13 protein-coding genes are annotated in these 13,776 nt (G+C 48.4%); 2 read left to right on the top strand and 11 right to left on the bottom strand.

All coding sequences use genetic code 11. From position 1 onward, the window contains the following. Positions 1-218 precede the first annotated feature (218 nt). Together thiS and IXB50_RS11960 are read right to left on the bottom strand one after the other, a co-directional pair. Positions 219-437 carry a sulfur carrier protein ThiS gene (gene thiS, locus IXB50_RS11965; RefSeq protein WP_215609203.1) on the bottom strand — a complete coding sequence of 73 codons (219 nt, stop codon included), beginning with the start codon at positions 435-437 and terminating at the stop codon, positions 219-221. A 23-nt stretch (positions 438-460) separates the two neighbouring features. Continuing rightward, the gene (locus IXB50_RS11960) at positions 461-1,540 is read right to left on the bottom strand and encodes a thiamine phosphate synthase (protein WP_215609202.1); all 1,080 of its coding nucleotides are present in this window, start codon (positions 1,538-1,540) and stop codon (positions 461-463) included. Positions 1,541-1,949: 409 nt separating this feature from the next. On the opposite strand from IXB50_RS11960, the gene IXB50_RS11955 reads away from it, so the two are divergent. Continuing rightward, positions 1,950-3,749, top strand: a complete 1,800-nt coding sequence (locus tag IXB50_RS11955; RefSeq protein ID WP_215609201.1) for a DUF1565 domain-containing protein — start codon at positions 1,950-1,952, stop codon at positions 3,747-3,749. A 33-nt stretch (positions 3,750-3,782) separates the two neighbouring features. Here IXB50_RS11955 and IXB50_RS11950 read toward each other — a convergent pair whose 3' ends face one another. The 7 genes from IXB50_RS11950 to IXB50_RS11920 all read right to left on the bottom strand — a co-directional run bounded on the left by IXB50_RS11950 (position 3,783) and on the right by IXB50_RS11920 (position 8,967). Continuing rightward, on the bottom strand, positions 3,783-5,555 hold the full coding sequence (locus IXB50_RS11950) for a serine/threonine-protein kinase (protein WP_215609200.1): 1,773 nt from the start codon (positions 5,553-5,555) through the stop codon (positions 3,783-3,785). 24 nt (positions 5,556-5,579) lie between these two features. Next, a complete protein-coding gene (locus IXB50_RS11945) occupies positions 5,580-6,245 on the bottom strand; it encodes a V4R domain-containing protein (RefSeq protein WP_215609199.1) in 666 nt (221 codons plus the stop codon). Between the two features lie 180 nt (positions 6,246-6,425). After that, the gene (locus IXB50_RS11940) at positions 6,426-6,953 is read right to left on the bottom strand and encodes a globin family protein (RefSeq protein ID WP_215609198.1); all 528 of its coding nucleotides are present in this window, start codon (positions 6,951-6,953) and stop codon (positions 6,426-6,428) included. A 40-nt stretch (positions 6,954-6,993) separates the two neighbouring features. Further along, positions 6,994-7,299: a hypothetical protein gene (locus IXB50_RS11935; RefSeq protein WP_215609197.1), complete on the bottom strand. Its 306-nt coding sequence runs from the start codon at positions 7,297-7,299 to the stop codon at positions 6,994-6,996. Continuing rightward, a complete protein-coding gene (locus IXB50_RS11930; protein WP_215609196.1) occupies positions 7,296-7,976 on the bottom strand; it encodes a V4R domain-containing protein in 681 nt (226 codons plus the stop codon). The genes IXB50_RS11935 and IXB50_RS11930 overlap by 4 nt, the downstream gene beginning before the upstream one ends. 36 nt (positions 7,977-8,012) lie before the next feature. Continuing rightward, positions 8,013-8,483, bottom strand: coding sequence for a globin family protein (locus tag IXB50_RS11925; RefSeq protein ID WP_215609195.1), 471 nt, complete (start codon positions 8,481-8,483; stop codon positions 8,013-8,015). A 139-nt stretch (positions 8,484-8,622) separates the two neighbouring features. Then, positions 8,623-8,967 (bottom strand): rhodanese-like domain-containing protein, encoded by a 345-nt coding sequence (locus IXB50_RS11920; RefSeq protein ID WP_215609194.1) that lies wholly within the window; start codon positions 8,965-8,967, stop codon positions 8,623-8,625. A gap of 204 nt (positions 8,968-9,171) precedes the next feature. Here IXB50_RS11920 and IXB50_RS11915 point away from each other — a divergent pair, with 204 nt between their 5' ends. Continuing rightward, a complete protein-coding gene (locus IXB50_RS11915; protein ID WP_215609193.1) occupies positions 9,172-10,122 on the top strand; it encodes a glycosyltransferase family 61 protein in 951 nt (316 codons plus the stop codon). A gap of 40 nt (positions 10,123-10,162) precedes the next feature. Here IXB50_RS11915 and IXB50_RS11910 read toward each other — a convergent pair whose 3' ends face one another. Both IXB50_RS11910 and IXB50_RS11905 read right to left on the bottom strand, forming a co-directional pair. Beyond that, positions 10,163-12,427 carry a hypothetical protein gene (locus IXB50_RS11910; protein ID WP_215609192.1) on the bottom strand — a complete coding sequence of 755 codons (2,265 nt, stop codon included), beginning with the start codon at positions 12,425-12,427 and terminating at the stop codon, positions 10,163-10,165. A gap of 202 nt (positions 12,428-12,629) precedes the next feature. Next, on the bottom strand, positions 12,630-13,700 hold the full coding sequence (locus IXB50_RS11905) for a plasmid pRiA4b ORF-3 family protein (protein ID WP_215609191.1): 1,071 nt from the start codon (positions 13,698-13,700) through the stop codon (positions 12,630-12,632). Positions 13,701-13,776: the final 76 nt, after the last annotated feature.

Here is a 13,776-nt window from a genome sequence, read left to right as displayed (position 1 = left end):
ACGTTGTCATATGGATGAGTAAAACCGACTTTAAAGCTGGTGTGATCAAGCCAACATGACCTGCAAACGCCCTGAAAAATCAGAGCATTAACTTTATAGTTTAGCCACCCTTACTTTAACGCCTTTAGTTGAATCGGAAAGATGGTGGCAATAGGCCGGATTACCGCCACTAGATAGGCATGATGTCATTTCCAATTACCGAAATTCTTAACACTGTCTTAGCCACCTCCGACGATGGTGACTACTTCCAAGCGATCATCTGTTTGTATGACTGTTGTTTCCCAAAACTGACGATGCAAAATTTCACCGTTATACTCCACGGCCACCAGGCGTGGATCCATCTTTAGCTGTTTGAGTAGCTCTGGCAATGTAGTACCTACGGGACAGGATTGGGATTCGCCGTTGACTTGGAGAGTGACGGTGATGGGAGTATTCATGGTGATGGGGAGAGTCAGTTGTTTTAGCTAAAGTGTTGGACAAAGGCTTGGGTCGCTTGGGTGGGATCATCAGCTTGCATAACGGCTCGAACAACGGCAATACCTGGCGCGCCCGCTGCGCGCACGGCAGCTACATTGGTCAGATCAATACCGCCGATGGCAAACCATGGCATGGGAGCATTGGCCACGGCGTAACGGACGTACTCATAGCCAGCTGCGGCTTTGCCAGGCTTTGTGGGGGTGGCATGAACTGGCCCAACACCAATGTAATCAGCACCTTCGTCAATGGCTCGCTTCATCTCTGTTGGGCATGTGGTGGAGCGCCCCACAATAGGTAATGGTCCCAAAATTTGACGAGCTGCTGACATTGGCAAATCGTGTTGACCCAGATGCACACCATCTGCATCAATTGCTGTGGCAATATCTACCCGATCATTAACAATGAACAGAGCATTGTACTGGTGACACAGTGATTTCATTTTACCGGCCAGTTCCAGTCGGACCTCATCATCAGCTGATTTTTCTCGATACTGAACAATATCAATTCCCCCCTGTAAAGCTTTCTCCACAATGCCCAACAGCTGCTCGTGGGGAGAGGTCACTAAATAAGTACAGGCTTTAGCCAATCGCTGTCTGACGTCATGGCCCAATAGTTTGCTTTCCAGTGTGTAGAGCTGGTAGCGCATTTGTTTGGCACCGTGAGCCATGTCGGTAGAGTGCAGTTTGCCATATTCTTCTAGAACTCGCAGCGCCTCCTGTACTCGGCAGCAGTTGACCTGTACTACTGTTTGCAACGTGTCGCGTTTTTCCTCTTGGGGGTGGCTGAGAGCTGTACCGGGATCTCCTGGAGTGTCACGACTTTGTCGGAACTCATCGCTATGCCAATGGCCTAGGGTTTGGCGGAGGTGCTTGATCTGCTCTGTGAGGGATACGTTATTTAAGCCAAAGCGACACCACTCTTCAATAATGCGTAACCCTTCGCGGGCACGATCAAGATTGGCATCTAAAATTCGGTACAGAACTTTTGGAGAAGATGCCTCTGGAGAGGGTGCTTCTGGAGAGGGGGCCTCTCCAGAGGTTTTAGAAATGGACGTAGGGTTCATGGACAGGATGGACTGAGGGCAAAGCCTCCATATGTTATCAGTGTATTCTGTGGCGTTGCTGATCCTCGATTTTTGACTGTTAGGAAACAGCACTCTAATGAAATCTGTTGTAACAAAGGGTTGACAAATTTCCAAGCCGCCACCAGAATTCCAAAGACAAACGGGTCAAAGGCAAATGGGTCAAAGACTCATAGGTCTGACAACCTAAACATAACGACATCCTGCCTCACGCACCCACCGCAGATTTTGCATTACTGATAACCATGGATTTGGGATGGTGGGCAGAGCGTCATCGTAATTAACTAGATTCAAGTCTTTGGAGATAAAGAGTCTCCGACTAATCACGTTCGTGGATTTGACGATGAACGCATATATATGTGTAAAGACATTGGGAAGCATATTGCTGACCATGGCAGCATTGCTGACAGCTTCCCCATCTGCTGCTCAAGAGACGGGGATGGCTGATCGCCGTATTCTCAGTAGGAGTCAGCAGACTCAGGACTATACCGTTTTGCATGTGGATGTAGCTACGGGAAACGATCAGCAAGGCGTTGGCAGTGCTGAGCAGCCTTATAAGACGATTACTCGGGCATTAGAGATGGTCGCCCCCAGAGTGAGTACAGTGATCCTGTTAGCTCCGGGGCATTACAGCCAAGCCTCTGGAGAGCAGTTTCCTCTGCGTTTACGGCCTGGTATTACGATCCAAGGGACTGCGGGGGAGACTCGGAATACCTTAATTGTGGGGAGTGGGGAATTTCAAGACGGTAATATGAGTCACAATGCCACGATTGTGACTGCTGATCGATCTGGATTGGCTAACATTGCCGTGTCAAATGCCAAGGGTAGCGGTGTATGGATTTCTTCGGGGACTCCGGTTTTGCGTCGAGTGGCGTTAGTGGCCAATGCTGTGGCAGGTGTGCAGGTGACTGATGGTGCTCCTGTGATTGAGAACAGCTATTTCAACCGCAATCAGCTTGGTCTGGCAATTCGAGGTAATAGTCGTGCGATTGTTCGTAGCAATTATTTTGAAGCTACGGGACGGGCGATTAGCATAGCGAGTCCGGCGATTCCAACGATTAATAACAATCGAATTGCTCGTAATGATGTAGGGATTGCGCTAAAGAACAATGCTCGTCCTGTTTTAGAGGCCAATATCCTGAATAACAATGGGCGTAATGGTGTGGTGGAAGTTGAACCAACTGTTGAGGCAACCGTGGCTGCAGTGTCAACGACACCTGAATCTGCTAATGCTGATCTATTAAGGGGTAGAGTATCTGATGGCGGCGAAGCGTCTGATCTGCGTGATGAGGTTGAACGAGACGAAATCAGGGTGATCAGGCCCGAGGCCAGGTCCGAAGTGGCTGCGAAGTTACCTGCAGCGGTGTCTGAGTCGCTTACTTTATTGGAGTCTGCGCCTGTTCCAGATGTCAGAGACGATGTCACTGAGCCCGAGATCGAAGCTGCTGCATCACACGTTCGAGCTCAGGCCGCAGAGACTGCAATTATTTCCGACGAGACTGTTGTAGAAGAGACTGTTGAATCCGAGCGCATTGAAGCTATTGAACCTGTTGTGGAGAGAGATAACTCTCTCTTCTCGTTTAGGCAGCATTTGGCTGGCTCCGCTGTATCTACGAATCCTGAGGAGCGCTCACCCATCCTAAAACGACAGCCAACAGCGTTACTAGTTTCCGATAATGATGAGGGCAACTCGTCTGAGTATTCTTCAAATGAGGGGGCGATTTCCATTGCGGTAATTTCTGCTACTGAATCAGAGACTATGCTCGATGAGCAAGTGGGTGATGCTCGACGAGACGGGATTGCAAACCTGTTGGCACGATTAAACCAACATCCTGCGTCAGACCCTGTGGAAGTGCCCGTTGCAGCCACTTTAGAAGCGCCTGAAAGGGCCGACATCGCTTCTGGTCAGCGTCTACCAGTACCATCGGCAGCAATTCCAAGTAATAGTGGTGCAGGACACCTGACACCGCCAGGGACTGTGTCTCTCGCGAGAGCATTTCGCTATCAGGTGCTGGTAGATATGGCAGATGCAGATGATTTACAAGTGTTAGTGCCAGATGCATTTCGTACCCGTGTGGGGAGCCGTATGTTTATGCAGGCAGGGGCCTATGTCGATGAGGTAGACGCCCAAGAACGGTTGGATTGGTTGCGTGAGAATGGGATTGAGGGACGGGTGAATTTGAGAGAGTAGTTGGGGAAAGTTATGGGTTTAGGTTTGGGGGCGTTAAAAAATCATATCCAGGTCAAAGGTGTAGAGATCTAGACAATGTAGCTCACCTGTATGGGTTTGATCTTGCCAGGTGGCGACTATGAGTTCGTGAGAACTACTAGGAGTAATGGCTGTAATGTTTTTCGGACCTTGGATGCCACCGATGGGATGAAAATCTCGATCAAGTAGCAGAATGCGCCCTTCAGTATCGCTAAAGAGATAGCCCCAAGGCAGATCAATCATTAGCGTAGGGTGGATATCTATGGTGATACGGTTTATGCGTAGGGGTTTAAGAGTTAGCAAAATCACTGTTTTCGGGGCATGGCTATCGATAGCCATCCAGTGATGAGGCTGACGCATTGGGGTTAACTGACGTAAATGAATCCCTAAATCTAAAGAGTTTAAGTACATACCGCGCCGGTTCCATAGCTGCAGTTGGGTGCCTGTTTTTTCAGAGTGGCCAACGATAACGAGATGGCCACTGTCGATAGCGAGGATCTGACGGATGTTCAGATCTGGAGATAGGGGCCGTTTAACAGACCAACCCGTTTGTCCAGAACTGTGTAGCTGCAGAATGTTCAGGCGCTTGACCTGTGGGGTTACTGTGGCGGCCCATCGATGATGGGGGGCTATGTCCACCATGGTGGACGTGGGCCAATGGAGAAGAGGCGTTAATAACTCAGGACAAGGACCAGACCAAAGACTGTGCTCTGTACTGACAATCAAGCCTGTCTGCGATGGATATAGCCCTTGGACTGGGCCATCTAAAACTTGTGGAGAGCAGCTGAGGGCCTGTTTTTCCAGGATGGCGAGCTGAGCGCCATGGGCCATCAGCATCCGATGTGTCGTTTCAGGCTGCTCAGTAGATGTCTGCTCAACGGATTGCAGTGACCATTCTTTGAGATGTTCGACTGGTTTAGTTAATTGGTGAAATGGTTGTCCTGTATAAGCACAGTAGTTAATATGAAGCGACCGGTTTGGTAGTGCTAAGTCTAGGCTAGGGAGATCAATGGTCTGGAAATCCGCTAGCATTTCTGTGGCGCTGGGATATCGGCGAGCAGGGAGCTTTTCTAACGCTTTAGTAATGATGGCTTTCAGCGGCTCGATCAGCTGCTCTGCTGCAGGAACTGGCTGGTTGAGATGGGCTGACTCTAGGACGGTCGGTGTACCGGAGAAGGGGCGTTGTCCAACCAAAAGCTCAAACAGTATGACGCCGACGGCATAGACATCTGCGGCTGGAGAGTATTGCCGGTAAAAGCGTTCTGGGGCCATATAGGCTGGGGAACCTGTCTGCCCCGTGCCTTGACGGTAAGGCTGTTCTTGGACAAGTTTGGCAATACCAAAGTCTGAAATCTTGGCCCTCCAGCGTCCATTGTGATGACTTAATAGGATGTTCTCAGGTTTGATGTCGCAATGGACTACTCCCTGTTGGTGCGCATGGGCTAGACCACCCAAGACATCTGATATGAGGTTAAAAATGTCGGTTAGTTGGAGGGTACTGAGCATGTGCGATCGCAACGTCCCCCCTGCACAGTACTCCAATACCAGACGTCGACCCTGGTCACAGTTCTCTAGGGCATGACAGACAACGATGTTGGGATGAACCAGACTCAGTAAACAGCGCAACTCCCGCAAAAATGCATGGGTGGGCAGACTGTGGCGATGAAGATACTTAATAGCTACCAGCTGGCCCGTTTTGCGATGGATTCCACAGTAAACGCGTCCAAACTGACCATTGCCCACCAGCCCCAACAGGCGATAGTTAGATCGTTGATGGCTAATATTCACATTGCTGCATCCGTTGGTAAGCCCTTATGCTCCTTGTCCCACCAGGAGATTCATGATCTCAGTATGGGAAAGTCCTTGCTCTACACCTGTCTCCGCTACCGTCAGTCGATCTTTTATCCCGAGGACAAAACAATTTTCTTCAGCGCCTAAGGATTCGCAAACTGTTTGCACACAGTGCAGCGTTTCGCCACTCAACTCACTAAAAAATGCTTGTAATGCACCTGTTTCCAAAAAACCAACAGGGCGCTCTAACTTGGGGGCGTAGTAAATAAAGGCCGATGCTCGAATTTTGAGCACTAAAAAACCTTGCTCACGATAGCTTGAGTCTAAGCTAATTTGACCCCAGCCATGGGTAAGCCAGCACTGTTCCAAAGCCTGCATAAACTCAGGCATCGATAAACTTGACACGGGACGATTGTGATAGTCCGTCAGCTCCTCGCAAAAGCGTGTATAGAAGTTTTTACCCCACCAGCGCCCGCAGTTATACAGCACTAGCATAGATGCCTGGCCCGTTTCATTGTCCAAGCCTGTATAAATTGCCCGAATCAGCGACTCGGGTAGGGCGAGTAATCGATCACCGCGACGATTTTCTAATAACCCTAGCTCTAACGTGCCATGGACATAGACATCCGTGGCAAAGTAATTTGCCGTGAGGTTGGTGTCTGTCAGTAAATCAGTTACCAATACCATGGTCAGCAGTCCTTTCGGTTTCCCTTACGAAAAAAAGCCTCTGGAGGTGATGATCAAATATTATCATCAGAGAGATTGATCAAATGTGCTAGAAAAGAGCCTATGTCGAGGTTTTACAATTCAGCAACGTTTAACGAGGAGAGAATATCCTTAATATTTCTTGTCTGGCTGCAATAAGATTTAGTCTGATTGTGTTGCCTCTTTTTGCGGTTCGCTATCTGATTGTGTCTCTTCAGGTATGTGTAGTAGTTGCTGTGCTGCCTCCAGAGGGGGTTTGAGCATGGAAAATTGGGAGTCGGTCAATAACCGAGGTAGTTGCTGATTGAGGGAACGGTGAAGCAATGTGTCAACGGCTTGAGTTTGGTAAACTTCTACCATAGTTGGTAACCAGTCTTCTAACCGGCGTCGCCCCAGGTGAGTATCATCTACCAGCATGCCCAGAGCTGCGTAGCGCAAAATCAAAATAGTTTGCTTGATGCTTTGTTCTAAGGCGCTAGTATTTTTTTTTGCCTCGACAGGTAATCGATCGACGAGTTCCTGGATGAGGTTGATCTCCCACTCACGTATCTGGCGGTAGGCTCTGATCCGATCGGCCAAACTGCCCACATACTGGCTAAGAATGCTCATTTGTTGAGCCGTGATGTAGCTTTTGTCTGGCTGTAGTTCCAGCTGACGTAAAATGTGTTGACTTAGGGGAGGTGTGGTCATGGCGATCCTAGACGACGGTTTGCTCTAAGACTGGGGCGCTCTAAAATAACGCTGAAAGGTCTTCTAACGTCAGAGTGTCGTCTTCTTCTATGGAGAAAACCTCACTGTCACTATCTGTTCTCACATTGTCAGAGGGTAACGTGCTGGTCGAGCCCCGCCAGGGGAATGTGCTAAAAAAATGTCCAACAGTTCCATAGGCAGCGCTTTCTAACATTAGCCCATCTGCATCTGCTAGATTTTTGCCATACCAGTTGATTTGCTCAAAAAAGTCACTAACGGAAACTATTTCTACTGTTTTTGCCTGTTGAGGAGTTTGATTGTGTTGCATATTAGGGTCAATCATCATAAGGGGTCCCCAGAGCGTAGCCGCTTTTCGATATCGGTCGCTGTTGCTCCCTCATTTAACCAAAATGCTGCAGCATCAATCCGTTCTTTCGCTCCTAGCAAAAACTTACAGTAGGTCTCACCCATGGAATAACACTGGATTTCAATACAGCTCAACTGCTTACGAACCATTTCGGTAAAAAATCCGGCATACAAGCCTGCATAAAGATAACAAACAGGTTTCCCCACATCTCCCAGGGTGCGTGCTACGGCTGAGTCAAAGAGATTGATAAACATAAATCCCTGTTGACGATCGGCCATGTCGATTTCCCAGCGTCCCCAACCTTGAGCTGTAAAAGGCCACCACCAGGTCTCTAATAAAAACATCAGGTTGGCCTGCTGTGGTTTGGTATTGTACTCTCGCTCAAACCACTGATCAAAAAATAGTGAATCCTGTTTTCCCCATTCCACACCAATGGAATACATGACGGCTGCTGAGGCTGCTCCCACCTCTTCTTCCAGGCCTTCCAACAAACCGATGATAAAGTCTTCACTAGTAAGGATATTGCGGCTCCCATTCCAATCGGCAATAGTTCCTTCGACTCTATTGAATTGGAAAAATTCGGAAAACTTATAGTGGTTATGCTTTTGGGGATATTGCTGACGCAGCTTGTGGGAGTTAACTGACGGGGTGTCCATAAGACATGATGTACCTGAGCTACCTTCAGGGTAACGTTATTGACCTAGCAAAAGCCTGGCCTGAGCTAAAATTGGGCAAAATAGCTCAGCCTCTTGAGGGGTGATGTATTGCCGTACAACGTCCTGCATCACTTTATAGGTCATGTTGCAGCTGGGTTGGGCTTTGAACGACCGCATGATTGACTGGAACCAGAGTAGAAAGTTCTCTTCTAAGCCTTCTTCGTCCGCTACTAGGAGGGCATGGGCACAGAATCGTAAACCTCGTACGGTATCGCGCTGCCATTTGGCGCTGAGGTCTACTTTTCCTCGTCGGAGCAATTGGGGATCAAGGGCTATGAGCTTTTTTTTGACTTGCTGAATGATATTTTTTTCCGCTTGCTGAATTTTTTGATAGGCGCTAAACCTCAGACGAGCAGTTTGGAGGTAGTTTTGTAAAAACATCAGTTCGGTATCGGTAGCGTAGCGTCCATCGACTTCGCGAACGAGGGTTTGAAGCTGGCTAAGCATGGGGAAAGGAGTTTTGAATTTTGAGGTTAAGATGCAGACAATGGTCAGTCAAAAGCCAATCGTAGGGGCAGGTCTTGTGCTTTTCCAAATGTGATCAGGAGGTTGGGGAGGGTCTATCTTGGCAATCTTGATTAGGTCATTAATAGCGGGGAATGGTGCTGTCGACAAGTCGACAATAGGCGTCGATGCCACCGGCCAGGTTTTTGGTACGTTCAAAGCCTTGGCGCTGTAGCCATTGGCACATCTGGGCAGAGCGCATGCCGTGGTGGCACATGACGATGGTTTCAAGGCTGGGGTCTAGGTGATTAAAAATGTGATCGGCCCAGTCTGCGTATTGGCTCAAGGGCAGGTGGATAAAGTTTGGCAGATTTGCGATCGCAACCTCCTCTGGTTCCCTGACATCGACCAGTTGAAGCTCATCCTCTGCCAGCCGTTGGGCAAAGTCTAGGGCTGAGATTTCGTCGACACCGGCAATTCCGTACATGGGCTCCTCCGATAGTTCTACCGCTTATAGGGTAGCGTTTTGAGGCGGGTAGCGTTTTATGGCGTCTCATGACTCTATCCCAGTACTCGATCCTATGATGTACAAAAAGCTAAAGCGGAGGTGTGTCAGCATCCGCTGTCGCCTGAGCAGGCGAACTATTAGCATCTAGGAAATTAGTACTGGGTCAAGGAGCTCTGAGGGAGCATGAACGCCACGAATAGTACGCTAATGCAATCTGAAGACGCTGTCGTCACAGTACTTCGGGTCAAGGCTGGCTACACCAACGATAAAGGTGAAGTCTATGACAGAGACGGTAGATTTATCGATTTTCCCAGGGAGTTAGGGAGTAAACAAAGGTTGCCGCTAGATCCATCTTCTGTGGATAAACAGTTTAGGCATCAAAGAGTCGCCTGTGTTGTTCAGGAGAGGAGGAACTACTCCTATTACCACTGGACGTACGAAACACTCCCAAAGCTAATTTATCTCAGCAATAAAAGAAAAGAATTTAAAGTTGATAAACTATATTTTCACTTTGGGTATTTGGGGCATCCATATCAAAGACAGGCGTTGAGAAGGCTAGGATTTAGCTATTGTCAAGTCTTGGATGCCAAACGAATTAAATCGTTGATGGCCCAGGAGATTGTTGTTGTTAAGCTCAATGAAACTCGGCTTGAACCCAGTAACCATCTATGTCGAGCGATTAAGGCAGTTTTTATCAATCGACCTGTCAAGGAACCCTATCGGAAAATCTATCTGACGAGAGACCATATAAAAACTGGGAGAAAGCTAATTAACGAGATTGAGCTGAGAGAACTTTTAGATGCCTATGGATTTCAGATTGTCATAGCTGAGAAATTGACGGTGGCGGCGCAAGCTAAGCTGTTTAATGAATCCAAATATGTTATTAGCCCCCATGGGGCTGCTCTGGCCAACATAGCGTTTTGCGAACCAGGGACTAAAATTCTAGAGTTATTTAATCAGACGAATCGATCTATGTGGAGCCCACTGTATTCGAGGATTGCTAAATCCTGTGATCTGGAGTTGAGGCCGATACCTCCTAAACAGTTGGCAGAGTCTATGGAAAGTAACCACAGATCTAATTTTCATACTGATCTAGTTCTGATTAAGGCTGCCCTAACAGAGTGGGGATTATAAGTGGGGATGGAGAAACTACAGGTTTCAACTTGGACGTGGTTTATGGAAATAAGCAGGGGGGGAGTACAGGTCGGGGGGATAGTACTGTTCCCATGTTATTTTGCTGAAAGCTTTTTAGAAAACAACCGTACTGATATTTCACATCCAGTCGTTGCGAAAAGATAGTGTGGGAGTTCTCGATGAGATCGCTCTCATATTGCACCACAACGCCTGTATAAGGGATGCCGGTGTCACTGATTAAATTTTGAGAGATCGGGTAAGAAAGCATAGGGGCATCTAACTTTTCCAATGCTAGGGATTCTTGCATCCCTGGCCAAAGGGTGGGGCCTGCTTGTTGGACGTTACTGGCTAGTGCGATCGCATTAAAAACTTCCTCCGGAAAATCACTATCACGCTGCCCCACTGGCTGATAGATGGAGCGCACCGGATGATCCGGTAACGGACGTTTAGCGATCCGGGGTGCATAGACCATGGGCTCCACCGATTCCCAGGAACTTTGGAGCAAACGCAATGCAGGGTACAAATGATTCAGCGGTTCTGTCCGTTTCTGTACTTGTCCCAGCAGCCGGTCAATGTCTCCTAAATCATTTACCTGACAGACGACTTCTGGCTGATCTGGTGGCTTGTTGACACAGAACTCTGGTATGGGTGCTTTACGGCTATCGGGATTGGCCAAGTTTGAAAACAACAAGGACCAAAAGCCCCCGGAACCCGTAGGTACCACTGCGCGAATTTTCGGCTCGACCGCTGCCATCATCAAAGCATATTGGGCACCTTGGGACTGACCCAAGGCCATCACCGCATCCGTTTGCAACCGGAAATGGGTTTCGCCTGTAGGTAATGTAGGTCCCTCACAGCCTGCCAACGCTTCTGGTGCTATGTGCAGACGTTCTAAGGCCGACAGCAAAAGACGTTGCTCGATCACTCCCTGACGGAACGTATCTCGATAGGCAGAGAGATTGACTGGATTGAGATAGATGCGACCATCCAACAGATCCGAGAAGATAACGGCTGAGACATTATTGAGACGTTCTGGGTTTAGGGGTAATGCACTACTGACTGATGCAAAGCCTTGGCTACCGACCACATCTGCTGGGCCTCGATCCGGTAGTCGAGATCGTCTAACGGGTTCTTGATCTGGTAATCGAGGTTGTCTAGATTTTGGGACGGGGCCTCGATCGACTACTTGTGTACTCAACCCACCGGTACCGTGGTAGTAGGCTACCAATGGATACCCCTCGGCTGGCATGGGGGTTTTGGGTAGGGTAATCACCACGGGAATCGTCTGACTCCGTTGGCGTCTCAGTTTGTCATTGGCATCAACCACAAACAGCCCTTCTTTCTCTTTGTAAAAGAAATAAGGAGGAAAGCCTTTTTGGAATTGGGGTAGTCGAATCTTGGCCGTAAATTTGCAGTAGTCCAGGTCGGAAATGATTTGTGTGGAATCTCTCTTTAGGGAGCGAATGTTGGGCTTATAGTCGTCCAGGACTTGATCAGAGATGCTTGCCATCTCTGCCACGACATCTCCGGTGGTGAACACCGTAGCAACTACCACACCTTCTCGATCAATTTCTAATAAATCAAGCGTTTCCCATAGAGGCTGGTAGAGGGCATATGCCAGAAACTTGCGCTTCATTTGTCCTTGAGGAATGCCACCTGCTTTCAGTTGGGTAAAGACCTCTGTAGTCTTGATCGCTTGCCCATTGGCATCCTTGAGATTGTCTCGTACGACGTAGGCATATTTGCGATTGGGTTTGAGGACAATGCCTGGAAAGGGAGAAACGGCCAGCAAATACTTAGGCACATAGAAGGGGTCAGGGGCTGGAGTGGATGCGACAACGGGAAATAGACGACCGCGTTCTGGTGAGTTGCGATCAATGTCCATGAGCAGAATGGGGGAGTCGCGCTCTGCTGGGATGCGCTGCTCGATATTGAGGGGGGCGAGGGGCTGATCAAAACGGAAATAGCCCGCAGCCGTGGTGGGAAAGCCTGGGCGATCGCTAGCGATGGTTTTTAGGCGTTTAAATAGGCCAAACTTTTCTGAAAATACTGGAAATCCTGATAGATCCGGCTGGTCATTGGCATCCAGGCGGAAGTCTGAGGGGTAAGGCAGGTTGTAGAACTCAGACTGGTCTTGCAGATCGGCATTGAGGTCAAAGGCGACTGTTGTCGTGTCTGATGACTGGGCCAAAACAGCGGTTTTAGTCGGGTTTGAGGTGCTGAAAAAAATGCTGAGGGCGATGCTAGGGGCTAAGCCCACTTTGAGCCAGTGTCGGAGGCTTTTGGGAAACACTGAGGATGTCATCTCGATTTTTGTAGCATCTTTCAAGTAGTATACGGGGCCATGCCCTGGTCTCGATGTAGTCAAGCAATCAAGCAATAAATTGAGATATTCTGACTAAACCTTAGATTGCGCTGATTCCGTCTGCATTACCTCGCTCCCAAGGCTCTGCCTGGAGCGGTAATTTGTTGGCTCTGCCAACGAGTAAGAGGCGCGGTTCCTGCGCTCAATCAAACTCTGCATATTGAGGTGGACTAGCTCCCACACTTTCGGTCACTTTGGGATATTTTCCCTTAGGCGCTTTCTCTTTAATATCCCTCACCGCGATCTGATGCCACCAGTCATCTCCAAAATCAAACCAGTAGCCAAACATATCCCCTTTAGATAATCCCAAAGAGGCCATTTTGGCTTTAGCAGCATCATTAACGGAGTCAGGCTCGCCAGGTATCTTCACCCCATATTTTGTTGCACTAGGATCATTCGGTCCCCGTCCTCCAAGCTGAAACTCATAGAGGTGTTCGTCCTCTCGGTCAAAGGCACTAAACAGGATCTGATGAAGGTGCTTGAGGGTATGACTACCTTTGATTTCAATGGTGCGTGAGATCTCAGGATTTTCTTCAATAAATTCTTCAGTCACTGGCCCATCAATGATAGCGACATACAAAATAAACAACGTATCGTCAGATTGTTTTGACGCTTTGCCCTTTGGAGTTGAACCTTTTGGGGTTGGCTTTTTCGCTTTTTGACTTGTGATTGGCGTCGTATTTTCTCCCCGAGTATCCCCCTTATCTTCAGGAAGATAGGGAATCAATCCTTTGGCAAACGCTTCTTCCTGAATATGTCTGGGCATCGAGCGAGCATCCACCAGCAACCCATTCACCGAAATCATCCAGGCCATCAGATTATTATCCAACTTGCTTGGTAGACACCAGTTAGGATCCATCTGATACATATTTAGGGTATCGCGCACCAGTTTTGACTTTGACTGTCCAGTACTGCTACTCACTCCAAAGGCTTTGTATAAATCCTTGGCACTGATATGCGGAGCTTGGGAAGAGTCAAACAAAAAGTTGACCATCCCGATGGCATGGGTAATACCACAGGCCCAGGTTTTATCGCGTCCCTTAGCTAGCGGAGACGGTCGTTTACGACAAAGGGCAGCAACGGCATAGCGAATGAATTGGGCATATTCGCCATTCAGATGCTGTTGAGCAAAGTCATCGGTAATGGCCACAATGCTATCAAACTTGTCTTGCATCGACGTTGGCACGTTTTCCGATTTTTTAGCGTTTGCCATCTGGATTTCCCCCACAGTACCTACCCTATTATTACTCCTACATTAAGCATTGGGACGTTAGATACCAGAACATGTA

The organism is Leptothoe spongobia TAU-MAC 1115 (assembly GCF_018739885.1).
Lineage (GTDB): Bacteria > Cyanobacteriota > Cyanobacteriia > Phormidesmidales > Phormidesmidaceae > Leptothoe > Leptothoe spongobia.
The sequence above is the reverse complement of the archived record's forward strand: the minus strand, read 5'-3'. Positions and strand labels throughout refer to the sequence as shown.

Bases quoted from the DNA above. Each gene is read 5' to 3' on its own strand.
- IXB50_RS11905 (WP_215609191.1), bottom strand. From the start codon at position 13,700: ATGGCAAACGCTAAAAAATCGGAAAACGTGCCAACGTCGATGCAAGAC.
- IXB50_RS11935 (WP_215609197.1), bottom strand. From the start codon at position 7,299: ATGATGATTGACCCTAATATGCAACACAATCAAACTCCTCAACAGGCA.
- IXB50_RS11945 (WP_215609199.1), bottom strand. From the start codon at position 6,245: ATGGTATTGGTAACTGATTTACTGACAGACACCAACCTCACGGCAAAT.
- IXB50_RS11930 (WP_215609196.1), bottom strand. From the start codon at position 7,976: ATGGACACCCCGTCAGTTAACTCCCACAAGCTGCGTCAGCAATATCCC.
- IXB50_RS11925 (WP_215609195.1), bottom strand. From the start codon at position 8,483: ATGCTTAGCCAGCTTCAAACCCTCGTTCGCGAAGTCGATGGACGCTAC.
- IXB50_RS11920 (WP_215609194.1), bottom strand. From the start codon at position 8,967: ATGTACGGAATTGCCGGTGTCGACGAAATCTCAGCCCTAGACTTTGCC.
- thiS (WP_215609203.1), bottom strand. From the start codon at position 437: ATGAATACTCCCATCACCGTCACTCTCCAAGTCAACGGCGAATCCCAA.
- IXB50_RS11940 (WP_215609198.1), bottom strand. From the start codon at position 6,953: ATGACCACACCTCCCCTAAGTCAACACATTTTACGTCAGCTGGAACTA.
- IXB50_RS11955 (WP_215609201.1), top strand. From the start codon at position 1,950: ATGGCAGCATTGCTGACAGCTTCCCCATCTGCTGCTCAAGAGACGGGG.
- IXB50_RS11910 (WP_215609192.1), bottom strand. From the start codon at position 12,427: ATGACATCCTCAGTGTTTCCCAAAAGCCTCCGACACTGGCTCAAAGTG.
- IXB50_RS11915 (WP_215609193.1), top strand. From the start codon at position 9,172: ATGAACGCCACGAATAGTACGCTAATGCAATCTGAAGACGCTGTCGTC.
- IXB50_RS11960 (WP_215609202.1), bottom strand. From the start codon at position 1,540: ATGAACCCTACGTCCATTTCTAAAACCTCTGGAGAGGCCCCCTCTCCA.